This is a genomic window from Candidatus Palauibacter sp. (assembly GCF_965222475.1).
GTDB lineage: Bacteria > Gemmatimonadota > Gemmatimonadetes > Palauibacterales > Palauibacteraceae > Palauibacter.
The window spans coordinates 19,250-35,641 of the sequence record NZ_CBDCUB010000006.1; the positions used below are offsets into that span (position 1 = coordinate 19,250).

The 16,392-nt window shown below is 71.0% G+C and carries 13 protein-coding genes; 3 read left to right on the forward strand and 10 right to left on the reverse strand.

Translation table 11 applies throughout. The features are described 5' to 3' along the window. Position 1: 1 nt before the first annotated feature. Positions 2-1,171: a pyridoxal-phosphate-dependent aminotransferase family protein gene (locus tag ACOQPP_RS10860; RefSeq protein ID WP_419166982.1), complete on the reverse strand. Its 1,170-nt coding sequence runs from the start codon at positions 1,169-1,171 to the stop codon at positions 2-4. Positions 1,172-1,233: 62 nt separating this feature from the next. Between ACOQPP_RS10860 and ACOQPP_RS10865 the strand changes: the two genes are divergently transcribed. Beyond that, a complete protein-coding gene (locus ACOQPP_RS10865) occupies positions 1,234-4,245 on the forward strand; it encodes an FAD-binding and (Fe-S)-binding domain-containing protein (RefSeq protein WP_419166981.1) in 3,012 nt (1,003 codons plus the stop codon). 364 nt (positions 4,246-4,609) lie between these two features. Here the strand turns inward: ACOQPP_RS10865 and ACOQPP_RS10870 are convergent, their stop codons facing one another. Further along, entirely contained in the window at positions 4,610-5,053 is a 444-nt protein-coding gene (locus ACOQPP_RS10870) for an acyl-CoA thioesterase (protein ID WP_419166980.1), read from the reverse strand. A gap of 113 nt (positions 5,054-5,166) precedes the next feature. Between ACOQPP_RS10870 and ACOQPP_RS10875 the strand changes: the two genes are divergently transcribed. After that, a complete protein-coding gene (locus tag ACOQPP_RS10875) occupies positions 5,167-5,856 on the forward strand; it encodes an alpha/beta hydrolase (protein WP_419166979.1) in 690 nt (229 codons plus the stop codon). 49 nt (positions 5,857-5,905) lie between these two features. Next, the gene (locus tag ACOQPP_RS10880) at positions 5,906-6,421 is read left to right on the forward strand and encodes a hypothetical protein (RefSeq protein ID WP_419166978.1); all 516 of its coding nucleotides are present in this window, start codon (positions 5,906-5,908) and stop codon (positions 6,419-6,421) included. Positions 6,422-6,519: 98 nt separating this feature from the next. On the opposite strand, the gene ACOQPP_RS10885 is transcribed toward ACOQPP_RS10880, so the two are convergent. The 8 genes from ACOQPP_RS10885 to ftsZ all read right to left on the reverse strand — a co-directional run bounded on the left by ACOQPP_RS10885 (position 6,520) and on the right by ftsZ (position 16,387). Next, entirely contained in the window at positions 6,520-6,753 is a 234-nt protein-coding gene (locus ACOQPP_RS10885; protein ID WP_419166977.1) for a hypothetical protein, read from the reverse strand. 19 nt (positions 6,754-6,772) lie between these two features. Then, positions 6,773-7,279 (reverse strand): RidA family protein, encoded by a 507-nt coding sequence (locus tag ACOQPP_RS10890; RefSeq protein WP_420636529.1) that lies wholly within the window; start codon positions 7,277-7,279, stop codon positions 6,773-6,775. 58 nt (positions 7,280-7,337) lie between these two features. Continuing rightward, complete coding sequence (asnS, locus tag ACOQPP_RS10895; protein WP_419166975.1) at positions 7,338-8,639, reverse strand: asparagine--tRNA ligase; 1,302 nt, start codon at positions 8,637-8,639, stop codon at positions 7,338-7,340. A gap of 184 nt (positions 8,640-8,823) precedes the next feature. Continuing rightward, positions 8,824-10,938: an ATP-dependent DNA helicase RecG gene (gene recG / locus ACOQPP_RS10900; RefSeq protein ID WP_419166974.1), complete on the reverse strand. Its 2,115-nt coding sequence runs from the start codon at positions 10,936-10,938 to the stop codon at positions 8,824-8,826. Positions 10,939-10,942: 4 nt separating this feature from the next. After that, complete coding sequence (gene ftsY / locus ACOQPP_RS10905; RefSeq protein WP_419166973.1) at positions 10,943-11,899, reverse strand: signal recognition particle-docking protein FtsY; 957 nt, start codon at positions 11,897-11,899, stop codon at positions 10,943-10,945. Beyond that, complete coding sequence (locus ACOQPP_RS10910; RefSeq protein WP_419166972.1) at positions 11,896-13,842, reverse strand: hypothetical protein; 1,947 nt, start codon at positions 13,840-13,842, stop codon at positions 11,896-11,898. The genes ftsY and ACOQPP_RS10910 overlap by 4 nt, the downstream gene beginning before the upstream one ends. Further along, a complete protein-coding gene (locus tag ACOQPP_RS10915) occupies positions 13,839-15,125 on the reverse strand; it encodes a M23 family metallopeptidase (RefSeq protein ID WP_419166971.1) in 1,287 nt (428 codons plus the stop codon). The genes ACOQPP_RS10910 and ACOQPP_RS10915 overlap by 4 nt, the downstream gene beginning before the upstream one ends. A 5-nt stretch (positions 15,126-15,130) precedes the next feature. Further along, positions 15,131-16,387: a cell division protein FtsZ gene (gene ftsZ, locus ACOQPP_RS10920; protein WP_419166970.1), complete on the reverse strand. Its 1,257-nt coding sequence runs from the start codon at positions 16,385-16,387 to the stop codon at positions 15,131-15,133. Positions 16,388-16,392 lie beyond the last annotated feature (5 nt).

The following is a 16,392-nucleotide window of genomic DNA, read 5'->3' on the forward strand; positions in this document are numbered from 1 at the left end:
CTCATACCTCGGCCAGAAACTCGGCGGCTGCGGCCAGCCCGCCCGTCGTGTGCGCGATCCCGGAGGTCTTCAGCCCCATCTCCACGCCGGCCAGCGCCCCCATCAGCATGAGTTCGTTGAGGTCTCCGAGGTGTCCGATCCGGAACACCTTCCCCTTCAAGGGACCGAGGCCCGTCCCCAGCGACATGTCGAAGCGCTCGAGCACGGCGAGACGGAACGCTTCGGCGTCCTCCCCTTCTCCCACCATCACCGTGGTCCCGGCGTTCGACACCGCCTTCGGATCCTGACAGTAGTTGCGGAGGCCCCACCCGGCGACGGCGCGGCGCGTTGCCTCGGCGTGGCGGGCGTGCCGCGCGAAGGTGGCGTCGGCTCCCTCTTCCCGCAGCATCGCGAGCGACGCCTCGAGGCCGTAGAGGAGCGTGGTGGGCGGCGTGTGGGGGAAGTAGCCGCACTCGTTGTCCCCCAGCATCGCCGTCCAGTCGAAGTAGGCGCGCGGCGCCGGCGCGGCCTCCCGGTGACGGTCGAGCGCCTTCTCGCTCACGGCGCAGAAGCCGAGTCCGGGGGGGAGCATGAGCCCCTTCTGGGACCCGCACACGGTGACGTCCACGCCCCACTCCGCCTGCCGGTAGGGGGTGGCGGCGAGCGACGACACGGCGTCGACCATGAGGAGCGCGGGATGGCCGGCTTCGTCGAGGGCGGCGCGGACGGAGGCGATGTCGCTGGTCACGCCGGTCGAGGTCTCGTTGTGGACGACGAGCACCGCCTGGATCTGCCGCTCCCGGTCCTGGGCGAGCCGGGCAGCGATCGTCTCCGCGTCGGCGGGGCGTCGCCAGTCCCCCTCGAGGATCTCGACGTCGGACCCCAACTCGCGGGCGAAATCCCCCCATTTCGAGGCGAAGAACCCGTTGCTCCAGAGGAGGACGCGATCGCCGGGGGCGAGCGTGTTCACGAGGGCGGTCTCCCAGCAGCCGCTGGCGGAGGAGGGGAAGATGAAGACGTGCGCGGGGTCGCCGAACACCCGCTTCAGACCCTCGAACAGTCCGAGCGCCATGCGCCCGAACTCGGGCCCGCGGTGATCGATCACGGCCCGGTTCATGGCGCGGAACACGCGCCCGGGGACCTGGGTGGGGCCCGGAAGCTGGAGGAAGTGGCTGCCGCTGCGGTAGGTCAAGGCGGTTCTTTCGTTCGTGACGCTCTTGTCAGGTCGGGGCTTTCGCCGATACAACTTGGCTCGTGACCCGCCCAATCTCTCACGACCGCCCCGGTACGCAACGGCACCGCCCCCGACTCGAGGCGCGGCTGCGCGCCGGCCTGCGGGGGGAAGTCCGCTTCGACCGCTTCACGCGCGGACTCTACAGTACGGATGCGTCGATCTACCAGGTGCGTCCGCTGGGGGTCGTGTTCCCGGAGTCGGCGGAGGACGTGCGGCGGATGATCGAGGTCGCCGGTGAACACGATACGTCGGTCGTCGTGCGGGGGGCCGGGACGTCGCAGAGCGGCCAGTCGATCGGGCGCGGGGTCATCGCCGACACGAGCCGCGCCTTGAACGGCGTGCTGGACTTCGATCCGGCCGCTCGGAGGGTGGTGGTCGAGCCGGGCATCGTGCTGGACCGGCTGAACGCGTTCCTGCGGCCGCACGGGCTCTTCTTCCCGATCGACGTGGCCACGGCGAGCCGCGCGACGCTCGGGGGCATGGCGGGCAACAACAGCGCCGGGGCGCGGTCGGTGCGGTACGGGCACATGGTCGAGCACGTCCGCGGCATCGAGGCGGTGCTCGCCGACGGCCGGCGCGCCGAGTTCGCCCGCGACGCCACGCCGGGCACAGCGCCCGGGGACAGCCTCGGAGCCGACATGCGGGCGCTCTACCGGCGGGAGGCCGGCGAGCTGGCGCGGCAGGTTCCGGACGTCCCCCGGCATGTGGCCGGCTATGCGCTGCACCGTCTGGGCCGGGACGGCGCCGGGCTGTCGGATCTTCTCGTGGGCTCGGAGGGGACGCTCGCGCTGTTCACCGCGCTCGAACTCGACCTTCAGCCTATTCCCGCCGTACGCGCGCTCGGTGTGTGTCGCTTCGTTGGTACCGCGGAGGCGCTGGCTGCCGTCCCGGCGATCGTCGCGCTCGAACCGACGGCGGTCGAACTGTTCGACGCGACCGTACTCGGGCTGGCCGCGCAGATGCCGAGTTTCGAGCGGGTGCTCCGCCAGCTCGGCGAGGACGGTCGCCGCAAGCCTCGCGACATCCTCGTGGTGGAGTTCGCCGACGACGACCCGGAGCGGGTCTCGGCCTCCCTCTCGCGGCTCGAGTCCGCGCTGGGCGGGGTCGCGGTGGGCGTCACCCGCGCGGAATCCCCCGCCTTCCAGACCCGCATCTGGGCGCTGCGGAAGGCGGGACTGAGCATTTCGATGTCCCAGCCCGCCGAGCGCAAACCCCTCGCCTTCATCGAGGACTGCGCGATCCCGCTCGAGCGTCTGCCCGAGTGGTACCGCCGACTGACGGACGTCATCGAGCGCCACGCGACCCACGCGGTGTGGTACGCGCACGCCTCCGTCGGCTGTCTCCACGTCCGGCCGGCGCTCGACCTGCGGGATGGAGAAGATGTGGAGCGGCTGCGGGCGATCGCCGCCGACGCGTTCGCGCTCGCGGGCGAACTCGGGGGCTCGCATTCGGGCGAGCACGGCGACGGCTGGATCCGCTCCGAGTTCCTCGAACCGATGCTGGGGACGCGTCTCGTCTCCGCCTTCGGAGAGATCAAGCGCCGCTTCGATCCCGAGGACCGCCTGAACCCCGGGAAGATCGTCGCCCCGCCCCGCATGAACGAGCCCTCGCTCCTGCGGGCCCGATACGGACTGGAGACCCGAAAGCTGCCGACGGCGCTCGACTGGGAGAAGTGGGGCGGCTTCTCGCCGGCGGTCGACATGTGCAACAACAACGGCACCTGCCTGAAGCGGAGCCCCGGCGTGATGTGCCCGTCTTTCCGCGCCACGAGCGACGAACGGCATTCCACGCGGGGGCGCGCCAACGCACTGCGGCTGGCGCTCTCGGGACAGCTGGGGGAGGACCCGTGGACGTCGCCGGAACTGTACGAGGCGATGGACCTCTGCCTGGGGTGTAAGGCGTGCCGCCGCGAGTGTCCGACCGGGGTCGACATGGCCCGCATGAAGGTGGAGTTCCTGCACCGCCTGCGCGCCGAGCGCCCGCTCTCTCCGCGGGAGCGAGCGCTCGCGTATCTCCCCCGCTACGCGCCGCTGGCTTCCCGTGTCGCACCGCTCGTCAACCTCCGGAACCGGGTCCCGGCCCTCGCGCGCCTCGGGGAGCGGGTGGCCGGCCTGGCCGCCGACCGCCCCCTGCCCCGCTGGTCGTCTCGACCGTTCTCGGCCCCGTCCTGGCCTTCCGCGGAAGCGGCGCGCAGGCCGAGGGTGGCGCTCTTCGTCGACACCTTCACGCGCTACTTCGAACCCGAGATCGCCCGCGCCGCCATGCGCGTGCTGGGGCGAGCGGGGTGGCGTGTGGAGGAGGCTTCCACGGCGGGCCGGCCGCTATGCTGCGGGCGAACCTTCCTCAACGCCGGGCTGGTCGAGGAGGCGCGCGTCGAACTCGACCGCACCGTGCGAGCGCTGAGTCGGTTCGTCGCGGACGGAGTCCCGGTGGTCGGTCTCGAACCGTCGTGCCTGCTCACGCTGCGCGACGAACTGCCCGCGCTGGATCCGGGACCCGAGGCGACGGCGATCGCCGAGCAGGCCCGGCTCCTCCCGGAATGGCTGGTCGAGTCGGGCGCGCTGGAACGGCTGGCCCTCGCTCCCCTGCCCGTCCGGCGCGTTCGCGTCCACGGCCACTGCCACGAGAAGGCGTTCGGCGCGGACGGAGCGACGCTTGAAGTCCTCCGCGCCATACCCGACCTCGAGGTCGAAGCGATCCTTGCCGGGTGCTGCGGCATGGCCGGCTCGTTCGGCTACGAGTCGGAGCATGCAGATGTCTCCCGTCGCGTCGCCGAACTCGAATTGCTCCCCGCCGTCCGCGTCCTCGCCGACGACGAATGGCTGGTGGCCAACGGCACGAGCTGCCGACACCAGGTCGCCGACCTCGCCGACGCCCACGGCCGCAATGTCGTGACCGTGCTCGACGCAGCTACGAATCCGCAGGCGCAGCGGGAGGACACGGCGGTGAGAAGGCTGAGAGAGTTGCGCGACCGACACGGCAACCTCTCGGTCGCGGAGATTCTCGCGTTTCGCGATGAAGGCCGTCGTTAGGTCTGGATTTCAGGATAGTTGTTCACCGAATCTACGAGTAGGAAGAGAGTTTTCCGGCAAGGACCTCACACCAGCGTCACAACGGGCATGGCTCGCCGCGGCCCGCCTGAGCAACGGCGCGAGATCTCAAGCACTCGTGGGAGGAGTCAGCACCCCTGCATCGGCTTAAGCCAATTGAAAGTTCAATCTTCAATTGGCTTAACGCTTCACAGGGACTCCCAGGAACCCCCGGGCGCCTCAGGTTGCTCCCTCGGGCGGTGCCGGGCGGCGGCAGATCGACGGCGGCATACGCGCATTGGACGCGCCGTACTCCCTTCCAGCGTCTCGTGGAGCTACCGGTCACCAACGTCCTTGTTACGCACCGTTAGCAGAGGGAAGCCAGCAGCGCCTCCAGCCTGGCCTTGAGCGGCGGCGGGATCTCGATGCCGCGCCAGTCGAGGCTGCCGTGGTCGCGGCGGGCGCAGACGACGGTCCAGTCGCTGCGGGCCACGACCTCTCTTTCTCCGGAACGTTCGATCGTGAACTCGGCGGCGTAGCGGATCGCCTTGCGCCGCACTTCGAGCACCCGAAGTCTCACGTCGACCTCGTCGCCGTAGCGGACCGCCCCCAGATAGTCGCACGAGACGGAGACGCGCGGCATCCCGAACACCGAATCCTCGCTCCAGCGATAGCCGACGAAGTCGAACGACCGGTAGAGGGCGTGCTCCGCCTCCTCCATGAACTTCAGGAGCGCCGTGAAGTGGATCAGGTTCGCGGTGTCGGTATCCGCGAACTCGACCCGTCTGCTGTAGACGAACTCGGAAGCCATGCTCGTTCCGCCGCTACTCGTTGCACTGGTTTCCCGGGGTCGCACGGCCGCTGGCCGTGGCCCCGTCCCCCCGGGAGTGGCAATCTATCACTCCTTCTGCAACCGGAGGTGCGGTGGCGGTCGAACCCAGACACATCACGATCGAACGGCGCGTGCGATACGCCGTCCTCGAGCCGCACGAGCGGCCGGCGACCGAGATCTGGTTCGCCCTGCACGGCTATAACCAACTCGCGCATCGATTCCTGCGCTACTTCCAGCCGATCCACACGGGTGCGCGGTGCATCGTGGCCCCGGAGGGCTTGCACCGGCAGTACATCGACCACGAGTCGCGCAGGGTGGGCGCCTCGTGGATGACGAGCGAAGACCGCCTCACGGATATCGACGACTACGTCGGCTACCTCGACCGCCTCCACGCGCACATCCTCGCCGAGGAGTCGCGACCGAGAACGGGCGGGTCGAAGCCGGTACGGATCGTCGGCCTCGGCTTCTCCCAGGGCGTGCACACGCTCTGCCGCTGGCTGGCGTTCGGCCGCGCGCGGATCGACCGCGCGATGCTGTGGGGCGGCACGGTCCCGCCCGACCTGGACCTGGCGGAGCACGGGGCCACGCTCTCGGCCGCCGACCTACACCTCGTCGTGGGCGATGCGGACGAGTACTACGATGCGGCCGCCGTCGACGCCCACGAGGCGCGGCTTCGGGCGGTCGGCGTCGGCTTCACCTCACACACCTATGCCGGCGGACACCGTCTCGACGCCGGCACCCTGCGGGGCCTCACCCTGCCTGGAGAGACGAGCGGCACTTAGCTTCCCACCCGAATCCAGCGCCGACCCAACGGCGGGCAGGAGTCGGAGGATGACAGGGCGCGAGCTTCTCAAGTTCAAGCGCGTACGTTCCGAAACCGTGTCGCGCCCGAGGGCGACGCGCTCCCTGGTGCTGATCGGGGCGTTCCTCGCCTCGAGCTGTGGCGGCGTTCACGAGCCCACCTCCCGCCAAGTAGTACTCAACGGTACGTGGATGGGAAGCTTGGGAGACGATGGGGGGAGTCCGGGTACGGGGACGGGTACGAGGCTAAGGCTCGAGGTGACGGCGCACCGGCCGGCGATAGGCGTCGAGAGGTTCACCGGGTCCATACTTGTCGACCCCGGTTCCGGGAGCATCGACAACGCTCGCCGCTACCCTGTCGAAGGCTTCTACAGCCCGAACACGCGCGAGGTGTTGATGGCCCTGACCGGCTCGTCACCCCGTTACCGGGGGTTTGTTGACGAAAAGGGGCACCGGATGAGCGGGAACATCTGGAATGGCCCGTACACGACGAGCATCTGGTTCGACCTTTCTCGCACCCCTTGGGACCTGCCTCGAGAGCCGTGAACTCCAGATCTGCACGTTCCCGCGGGAACGTCCGCTTCAGCCAGTTGCCCGACTGGCGGGTCCCGGCGTTCCCGCGGGAACGTCTCCGGCCTGGCCAGCTAGCGCTCCGGGTCGCGGTCCCCGCGGCGACAACGGCGGGCACGACGGGCGTCGGCGCGCCGGAAGAGGAGCGGGCTCACGAGGCCCGACGTCGTGCCGCCGATGAGGGCGAGGATCCCGACGGGGCCGGGGTTCGAGAACATCGGCGCGCCGATCTGGGTGTTCATCCACATCCCGAGCACCGCGAACACGAGCGCCCCGATGACGAAGCCGAGCCAGGTGAGCCGGATCACGGAGCGACGCCCCGGGCGGCTAGGGGCTGCCCGGGAGGCCGATGGTCGCGATGCACTCGATCTCGACGCGCGCGTCCAGCACGAGGGCGCCCACCGCGACCGCGCTGCGAGCCGGCCGGTGGTTCGGGAAGAAGCCCAAGTACGTCTGGCTCATGTCCCGGAAGTCGGCGATGTCGGCCAGGAAGACGGTGCACTTCACGACCTCGTCCATCGAAGATCCGTAGCGCTCGAGCGCGTCGGCGATGTTGCGAAGCGTCTGCTCCGTCTCAGGGACGATGCCACCCTCGACCAGGCCATCCCCCGGCACAGTGCCGAGCTTGCCGGAAAGGTAGAGCACGTTCCCGACCCGCACCGCCTCGGAGAAGGGCGAGTTGGGTCGTCCGCCGAGGTACTCGACCGAGTGCATCATCTCGGCCATCTCGTCGTGTTCCTGCGCCGCGAGCGGCGTTGCGAGCGCCACGGCCCCGCCGAGCGCCAGCGCCGGTCCGAGCGCCAGGGTCGCCACCAGAAGCTGTTTCCGCGTCATACGTCCTCCTTCTTCAGCACAATTCCGCTGCGTGATCCGGGTTGTCGCGCGATACGGGTCATGGGGTGATACGGGTCATCATCCGGGGGAACGCGATCGTCTCCCGAAGGTGATCGATCCCGCACATCCAGGTCACGGTGCGCTCGATCCCGAGCCCGAAGCCGCTGTGGACGAACGTCCCGTAGCGTCGCAGGTCGAGATACCAGTCGTAGGACGCCTCCGGGAGCTTCTCCTCCCGGATCCGCGCGAGCAGCCTGTCGTGGTCGTCCTCGCGCTGGCTTCCGCCGATAACCTCGCCGTACCCCTCCGGGGCCAGCAGGTCGTTGCACTTCACGGTCCGGGGATCCTCCGGGTTCTCCTTCATATAAAAGGCCTTCACGCCCTTCGGATAGTCGAACACGAACAGCGGCTTCTCGCGGCCCTCCACCAGGCGGGTCTCGTCCGTGGCCCCCAGATCCGCCCCCCACTCGATCTCGCTCCCGCGCGCCTGCAGCCACGCGACGGCGTCCGTGTAGCTGATGCGGTCGAAGGGCGGGGCGATCGCCTCGAGCTTCGAGATGTCGCGGCCCAGGATCTCGAGTTGCTCGCGCTGGTTGTAGAGGACGCGCATCACGATCCAGCAGATGAACCGCTCCTGAAGCGCCATGTTGCCCTCGGAGTCGAGCCACGCGGCCTCGGGCTCCACCATCCAGAACTCGGTCAGGTGCCGGCGCGTCTTCGATTTCTCGGCCCGGAAGGTGGGTCCGAAGCAGTACACCTTGCCCAGCGCCGCGGCCGCCGCCTCGACGTAGAGCTGTCCGGTCTGCGCGAGGTAGGCCGTGCCGAGGTCGAAGTACTCGGTCTCGAACAGGGTCCCCGCGGACTCGCCGATCGCCCCGGTGAGGATCGGCGTGTCGACGTGGACGAAGCCCTCGTGGTGCAGGAAGGCGTGGATGGCGCGGATCACCTCGTCGCGGACGCGCATGATCGCGATCTGACGGGGGCTGCGCAGCCACAGGTGGCGGTGCTCGAGCAGGAAGTCGATCCCGTGCTCCTTGGGCTGGATCGGATAATCCTCCGACGGCCCGAGCACCTCGATGTCGGAGGCGGTGAGTTCGACGCCGGACGGCGCCCGGTCGTCGGCGCGCACGGTGCCGGTGACGGCGACGCACGCCTCGTGCCCGGCCTCGGCCAGCCGCTCCCAGGCCTCGGGCGAAACCTCGTTCTTCACGAACACGCACTGGACCTCGCCCGTCCCGTCCCTCAGCACGAGGAAGGAGATCCTGCCGCTGGAGCGGAGACGCCGGACCCACCCGCGGAGCCGCACCTCATGGCCGACCCGCGCGGGCAACCCGCGAATGGCGCTGGAGTATTCTGCCATGAATGATTCCGTTGAGGGATGATCGAGGGACGGGGTTCGAGCCGGCGACAAGTTGCGTCCCCTCCCCCGGACGGAGCAATCGCCCTCGCCGGGATCCGGACAACCGGGGAGCGGGCCTCAGGCTCCTGGTCTTGGACGGGTCGGGAAAGCCCGTGACGAAGCCTGTGCGCCTGCAGGCCGCGAATCAGCCTACGCGATAGAGCGCCTCGCGTTGGGCGTAGCGGGCGTCGAGGGCGTGCCTGAGCGCGCGGTGGGCGGGCTTCGTGAGCCCGGGGTCGTCGGCGACGATGGCGCGGGCCCGCCGCCGGGCGTCCTCGAGCAGATCGTGGTCGCGGTCCAGCTGGGCGAACCTGAGCAGCGGGGTGCCGTGCTGCTCCTTGCCGAACAGGTCGCCCTGCCCGCGGATCCGCAGATCGTCCTCCGCGAGCTTGAAGCCGTCCGACGTCTTCTCGAAGGCGAGCAGGCGTTCTGACGGCTCCGCCGCGGCGTGGAACACGATGCAGTACGACTGCTCCGCGCCGCGGCCGACGCGCCCCCGGAGCTGGTGCAGCTGCGCGAGGCCGAAGCGCTCTGCGTCCTCGACGAGCATCACGGTCGCGTTGGGCACGTCGATCCCCACCTCGATGACCGTCGTCGCGACGAGCAACTGCGTGTCGCCGGCAAGGAAGCTGCGCATCGCCTCCTCCTTCTCGGCGGAGGAGAGCCGGCCGTGGAGCAGCCGCACGTTGAAGTCCGCGAAGCGGGTCTGGAGACGCTCGAACATCACGGTGGCGGCGCGGGCTTCGAGGGTCTCCGACTCTTCGACGAGCGGGTAGACGACGTACGCCTGGCGGCCCGCGGCCATCTGGTCGCCCACGAAGTCGAACGCGGCTTCCCGGCTTCCGGGGCCGCGGACGGCGGTCCTGATCGTGCGGCGGCCCGGTGGCAGTTCGTCGATGACGGAGAGGTCGAGATCGCCGTAGAGCACGAGGGCGAGGCTGCGCGGGATCGGCGTGGCCGACATGACGAGCGCGTCTGAGGCCTGGCCGCTCTCGCGCAGGCGGCGGCGCTGCTCGACGCCGAAACGGTGCTGTTCGTCGATGACGACGAGGCCGGGGGACGCGAACTCGACGGCGTCCTGGATGAGGGCGTGGGTGCCGACGACGAAGCGGGCGCGACCGTCCGCGATGCGCTCCAGCGCGTCCTGCCGGGCCTTGCCGGTAACGGATCCCGTGAGGAGGACGGGCTCCACGCCGAGCGGGCCCAGCATGTCGACGAAGGTGCGCTGGTGCTGTTCCGCCAGCAGTTCGGTCGGCGCCATGATCGCGGCCTGTCGGCCTCCCTCGATCGCCTTGAGCATCGCGAGCGCGGCCACGACGGTCTTGCCGCTCCCGACGTCGCCCTGAAGGAGGCGGTTCATGGGCGTGGGCCGGCGCATGTCGGCTTCGATGTCGGCCCACACGCGCCGCTGGGCGCGGGTGAGCTCGAAGGGGAGCGCGCGCGGCAGGGCGCGGGTCAGCGTGGGCGCGGCGTCGAAGGCGATCCCCTCGCTCTCGTGCCGCAGCCGGGCCCGCGCCCGGGCGTGCAGGAGCTGCAGAAAGAACAGTTCCTCGAAGGCGAGGCGGCGCTGTGATGGCGTGACCCGGTCCACGGCGGGCGGGCGGTGGAGCGTGCGCAGCGCCTCGGCGAGGGGCGGGAGCGACAACTCCGTCAGCCAGGCGCGCGGGATCGGGTCGTCATCCCCGAGTTCGGCGAGCAGGCGCGGCAGGTTGAGCCGGACGACCGCCCGGACCTGCCGGTGCGTGAGCCCCTGCGTGGCCCCGTAGACCGGGAAGACGCGGCCCGCCGCGGGCCGTTCGGCGGCCGCCGCGCCATCGTCGGACGCGGCGGCATCGTCGGACCTTCGGGCCAGCACCGTGTGCTCGCGCGGCTGGAGCTGCCGACCGTGGTAGAAGCGAACCGGCCCGGCCGCGAGGAGCAGGTCGCCCTTGTCGATCGTGCGGTCGAGCCACGGCCGCCCCGGCCAGGCCAACTCGATGTGCCCGCTGTCGTCGCGGATCACGGCCCGGAACACCCGCAGGCGCCGGCGGGTGGGGATGACGCCCTTCGAGACCACGCGACCGATGACGGTCGCGTCCTGGCCGACCTGCAGCCCCGCGATCGCGTCGACGGTCGTCGCGTCCTCGTAGCGGTACGGCAGGTGGTAGAGGAGGTCGCGCCCGGCGTGCACCCCGAGTTGCGCGAACCGCTCCGCCCGCCTGGGGCCCACGCCCTTCAGGTACTGCACCGGCCCCCGCAGGAGGGATCGCGCGGACGTCACGGCATCACGGGTCCGCGACGAGGATCTTGTCCAGGTAGCGGCCGGGCGAGAAGGCCTCGAGGTCCTCGGGGGATTCTCCCACCCCGAGGAAGCGGACGGGCACGGAGAGGTCGCGCGCCACGGACACGACGGTGCCCGCGCGCGCCGTGGAGTCGAACTTGGCGAGCACGAGCCCGGTGAGATCGAGGAACTCGCCGAACCGGCGGGCCTGCCGCACCACGTTCTGCCCGGACGTGGCGTCGACGACGAGGAGCCGTTCGTGCGGCGCCCCCTCCACCTGCCGGCCGAGGACGCGGTCGATCTTCCCGAGTTCCCGCATCAGGTCGTCCTGTGTGTGCAGACGGCCGGCCGTGTCGACGAGGACCCACGCCGCGCCCCGGGCCCGCGCCGCCGTCACGGCGTCGAACGCCACCGACGCCGGGTCGGCCCCGGGGGGGCCGCCCACGAAGTCGACCTCCAGCCGCTCGGCCCACGTCCGCAGCTGCGCCTGCGCCCCGGCCCGGAAGGTGTCCGCGGCCGCGAGGAGCACGCGTTGGCCCTCCCCCCGCAGGCGGGCCGCGAGCTTCGCGACGGTCGTCGTCTTCCCCACTCCGTTCACGCCGAGGACGAGGACGACGCCGGGCCCCTCCTCTCCTCCGCACAGTCCGGCCCGGCCCGCTGGCGCCGCGCCGGGATCTGCGCCGGGATCGGCCGCCGCGAGGAGATCCGTGAGGCGGGCGCGCAACACGTCGCGCAGATCGTCCTCCGTGGCGATGGCGCCGCGACTCGCCGCCCTCTCGAGCTCCTCCACCAGCTCCAGCGTGATGTCGACCCCGAAGTCCGCTTCGAGCAGCACTTGCTCGAGACCCTCGATCGCGGCGTCGTCCAGCCCCCCGTCGACGAGTGTGTTCACATCGGCGAGGGCGAAATCGACGATCCGGCGCCACAGGCCGCGTTTGCGGCGGCACACGGCGGGGGTCACCGGAGTCCGATCCGATGACGCCAGACCCACTCCCCGCACAGGAGGAGCACGGCGAAGAGGAACGGCCACACCGGCCTGGGCGGGCGAACCTCCATCGGCGCCCGCGGCGGCGCCTGCGCCGCGATGGCGAGGGGCTCGGCCACGGGACCGGGCAGGAACTCCGCCGGATCCGCCGCGACGTCGATGGGCCGCCGCAGTTCGACGGGACCGTCCGGGCCCGTGGCCGTCACCACGGCTTCGAAGCTCCCCATCGGCAGCGCGGGCCCGATGACCTCGGGGGGCGGATCGGCGGCGGACTCGCTCCACACTTCCGCACCCTCCCCGTCGAGAAGGCGGATCGACAGGTCGGTGGAGCCGGGGCGGATGCGCCACACCGGGGGCCGTCCGACCGCCGGCGGGCGGATGAGCGATGCGAGGCGCGGCGTGGCGTCTTCGACCAACCACCCGACGATACCGCTGAACACGCCCTCGTAGACGCGTCTCGGGTCGCCGCCGCGCAGCGACCAACGCCACCAGTCCGAGGCCGCCGAGAGCGCCCACCGGCGTGCGCCGTCTTCTCCCGCCGTGAGCAGAGGCCGTCCCTCGCCTCGGCGGTTCCGGTTCGCGTTGAGCACGGACCAGCGGCCCGGCGGCTCGACGGCGTACAGTTCGCGCACCGGCGGCAGGGGGTCGAGATCGGCCTCCGCGAGCAGCGCCGACGAAGGGCTCGCGGGCACGGGCCCGGCGGCGTACCACTCCCCCGGCAGCGGCCCGGTCAGCCGCGAGCCCACGCCCGGCACATCCCCCGCCCCCTCCGCGAAGAAGAGCGTCCGCGGGTGCGCGGCGAACGCCGCGGCCAGCCAGGCCGGCATCTCCCCGGGGACGGCCTGCACCGCGAGCAGCCGTGAGCCCTGGACCGCGGCCCGCACCCGGGACTCCTCGACGACCCTGGGCGTCGCTCCCATCTCCAGGAAGCGCCCGTCCGAGAGCCGCAGGTAGCCCCGCGCCCCGCCCAGCACGAGCCGGTCCAGCGCGGGGACGAGGAAGCGCGCCTCCCAGTCGGGGACGGTCGAGACGAGCAGCGCGCCCGCGGCGGCCTCGGAGACTTCGATCCAGGTTCCGATCCGGCCGGAGATGCCGAAGGGATCGGGGGGGTCGGCGAGCACGGCCTCGTAGCGCCGCCAGGCCGGCCCGCCGCCTTCGTCCCGCGGGACGAAGGCGAGTTCGGCGCGGCCGGTCCGCCCCGGAGCGGGACGCGCGGCCCGCGAGGAGGCGACGACCTCGCCCTCGCGTTCCAGCTGGAGGCTCACGCTGTCGGGCAGCTCACCCCCACCTCCGCCCGACCGAAACTCCAGCGTGACGCGGACCGTGTCGCCGGCCCGGGCCCGTTCCGGCGCACGCAGCGCAGCCAAACCGACGCGGGGCGCCGGGGCGGCCACCCGGATCTCGCGCACGCCGAGGCCGAGGCCTTCCGCCGCCTCGATGGCGGCCGCCCGGTCGGAGAGGTCGCCATCGGTGAGCACCCGGACGCTGTCGGCCCCGCCCAGCCGCGCGGCCTGCAGGGCCGGTTCGAGGCGGCTCGCGTCGTGTCGGGCGATGAGCGCGGCCAGCGAGTCGAGCGGCGCGGGCACGGGGTTCTCGCCGAACAGGTACACCCGGTCCGGCGTGAAGGAGGACAGCACCGCCAGGGCCGAGTCCAGCCGGGTTCGCGCCGAGGGGTGCCCCGGCCGGACCGGCAGCGTCATGCTCCGCGAGAGGTCGAGCAGCACGACGCGTTCTGGAGCGCCCAGGCCGGTCCCGCGCAGCGCGGGGAGGGCGAGGCCACCGAGGATCAGGAAGATCGCCGCCGCCCGAACCGCCGCCGGCCCGCTTCGCCCCGCCACGCGCTCCTCTCGCGTGCCATAGGCCCAGCCGGCGATCGCGACCGCGCCGAGCGCGACCAGAACCCAGAGGCCGGAGGTCAATCCTGTGTGCGGCGAAGGCGCGGCTCGGTGTGGAGCGGCATCGGAACTCGTCGCAGGCGTGAGAGGACATCGTCGCGCACGGTCCCGAAGAGGGCGCGCAGCTCATCCGGGACGGGTTCTGCGCGCGGCAGCCGCAGACGGGCCGGATTCACCTGCGCCCCGTTGCGGAGAAATTCGTAGTGCAGGTGAGACCCGGTGGCGAGGCCGGTGGCGCCGACGTACCCGATCACCTGTGCCTGTTCCACCTGGATCCCGCTCCCGATTCCGCGCGCGATCCCGCTCAGGTGCGCGTACCGGGTGCGGATGCCGTTCGCGTGGCGAATCTCGATCGCCGTGCCGTAGTTGCCCCACGAGCCCGCGCGGCTCACGCGGCCAGCTCCCGTCGCCCGCACGGGCGTGCCCCCGGGGGCGCCGTAGTCGACCCCGAGGTGCGGTCGCGTACGCCTCAGAACGGGATGGAAGCGTCGCTGGTTGAAGCGGCTCGTGACTCGGACGATGTCCAGGGGCGCGAGCAGGAACTGACCCCGCATCGCCTCCCCCGAAGCGTCGTAGTACTCCACGCCCCCCGCGAGCCCTTCGGGCTGGAATCCGACCGCGGTGAGGGTACGCCGGTCGTTGCGGAAGTCGGCCGCGAGCACCGTGGCGTTGCGCACGGAACCATCCGGCCGCACCTCGCGCGCCAAGAGGATCCGGTAGGCGTCGTTCCTCCGCAGGTCCCGCCAGAAGTCGATCTGCCAGGCGAAGACCTGCGAGAGGCGGTGCGCCACCTCGAAACGTTCTCTGTCGCCCAGCCGGTCCACGTCACCCGACAGCTCGGCATCGAACAGGTTCGTCTCGATGAGTCCCGCGAGGAGGATGGTGTCGCGGGTGACCGCGACCGAGTCGAGCCGCGCCGCCCAGTTCCGCGCGGTCTCACTCTCGGACCAGATGTGGAGCACGCGGTCCAGGTCGAGCTGGATCCGGATCCGGGCGGGAGTCTCACCGGGCCGTCGGACGAAGTGGATTTCGGTGCCCGGGCGCAACCGGCGAGGGTTCTCGAAGGCGCCCATGGCCTCGACGATCCCGTGCGTCTGGCCGCGATCCAGCCCGTACTTCTCGAACACGCCGCCGAGTGTCTCGCCCCACGCCAGACGGTGTACGAGCGCGACCGGGGCGGGGGGCGTCGGGACCTCGACGACCCTGACCTCGTCGGCGGGACCCGCGCGGAAACGGAACGCGGTCCACCCCATGGCGGAAAGGCACGCGAAGGCCGTTCCGGCCGCTATGAGACGTCTCGTGTTCAACCGCGTTAGTCCATCTGCCGTCGAATGAAGGTCGGGATCTCGAGATCCTCGAAATCGGGACGGGCGCCGACCCACGACTCTTCCGCGGCGTCCTCGGTCGCCACTGCCTCGGTCGCTACCTCCCCGGTCGCCACTTCCCCGGTCGCCACTTCCCCGGCCACCTCGGTGGCCCGGGGCGCGACCTTCTCCACCTCGTTGTCGAAGAGGCAAGGCCCCTGGTACATCGATCCGATAACGATCCGGCCGTTCGGTGGCGCCGGCGCGACCTTCGCCGCCGCGCGGGGCTCGTCCCTCTCCTCCTCCGTCTCCCCGAATCCGGTCGCGATCACGGTCACGCGCAGCGTACCCTCGAGCTCAGGATCGTGCACGACGCCGAAGATCAACTCGCCCTCTTCGCCGGCGGCCTCGTGGATGATCGAGTTGATGGTCGTCACCTCGTCGATCGTCATGTCGGGGCCGCCGCTGATGTTGATGAGGACGCCCGTCGCGCCGTTGATGGATACGTTGTCGAGCAGGGGGGAGCAAATGGCCTGCTGCGCCGCCTCGACGGCCCTTTCTTCTCCGCTCGCCGTCGCCGTCCCCATCAGCGCGGCGCCGCGGTTCGACATCACGGTCCTCACATCGGCGAAGTCGACGTTGACTTCGCCCGTGACCGAGATGAGGTCGGAGATCCCCCGCGTCGCCTGCAGGAGCACCTCGTCCGCCTTCTTCAGCGCCTGGCCGAACGTCGTGTCCTTGCCGACCACCGCGAGCAGGCGCTCGTTCGGCACGACGATCATCGTATCCACGGCGCGGCGGAGTTCGCGGAGGCCAAGCTGGGCCTGCCGCATCCGCTTCTTGCCCTCGAAGTGGAAGGGCCGCGAGATGATCGCGATGCAGAGCGCGCCCATTTCGCGCGCCATGCGGCCGATCGCGGGGGCGGCCCCCGTACCGGTGCCTCCGCCCATCCCCGCCGTCACGAAGACAAGGTCCGCCCCGGCGATCGCCGCGCGCGTTTCCTCCTCGCTCTCCACGATCGCCTGCCGTCCGATCTCGGGTCGCGCCCCGGCTCCGAGACCGCGCGTGAGCGCCTTCCCGATCTGGACCTTGAGGTGGGCCTCGGACCCGTTGAGCGCCTGGGCATCGGTGTTGACCGCGATGAACTCGACGCCCTCGAGTTCCTCGTCGATCATTCGGTTGACGGCGTTGCCGCCGGCGCCACCCACGCCCACCACCTTCATCCGCGCGTTGCGCGGGATCCCGTCGTCGAATTCGAATACCATGTGTC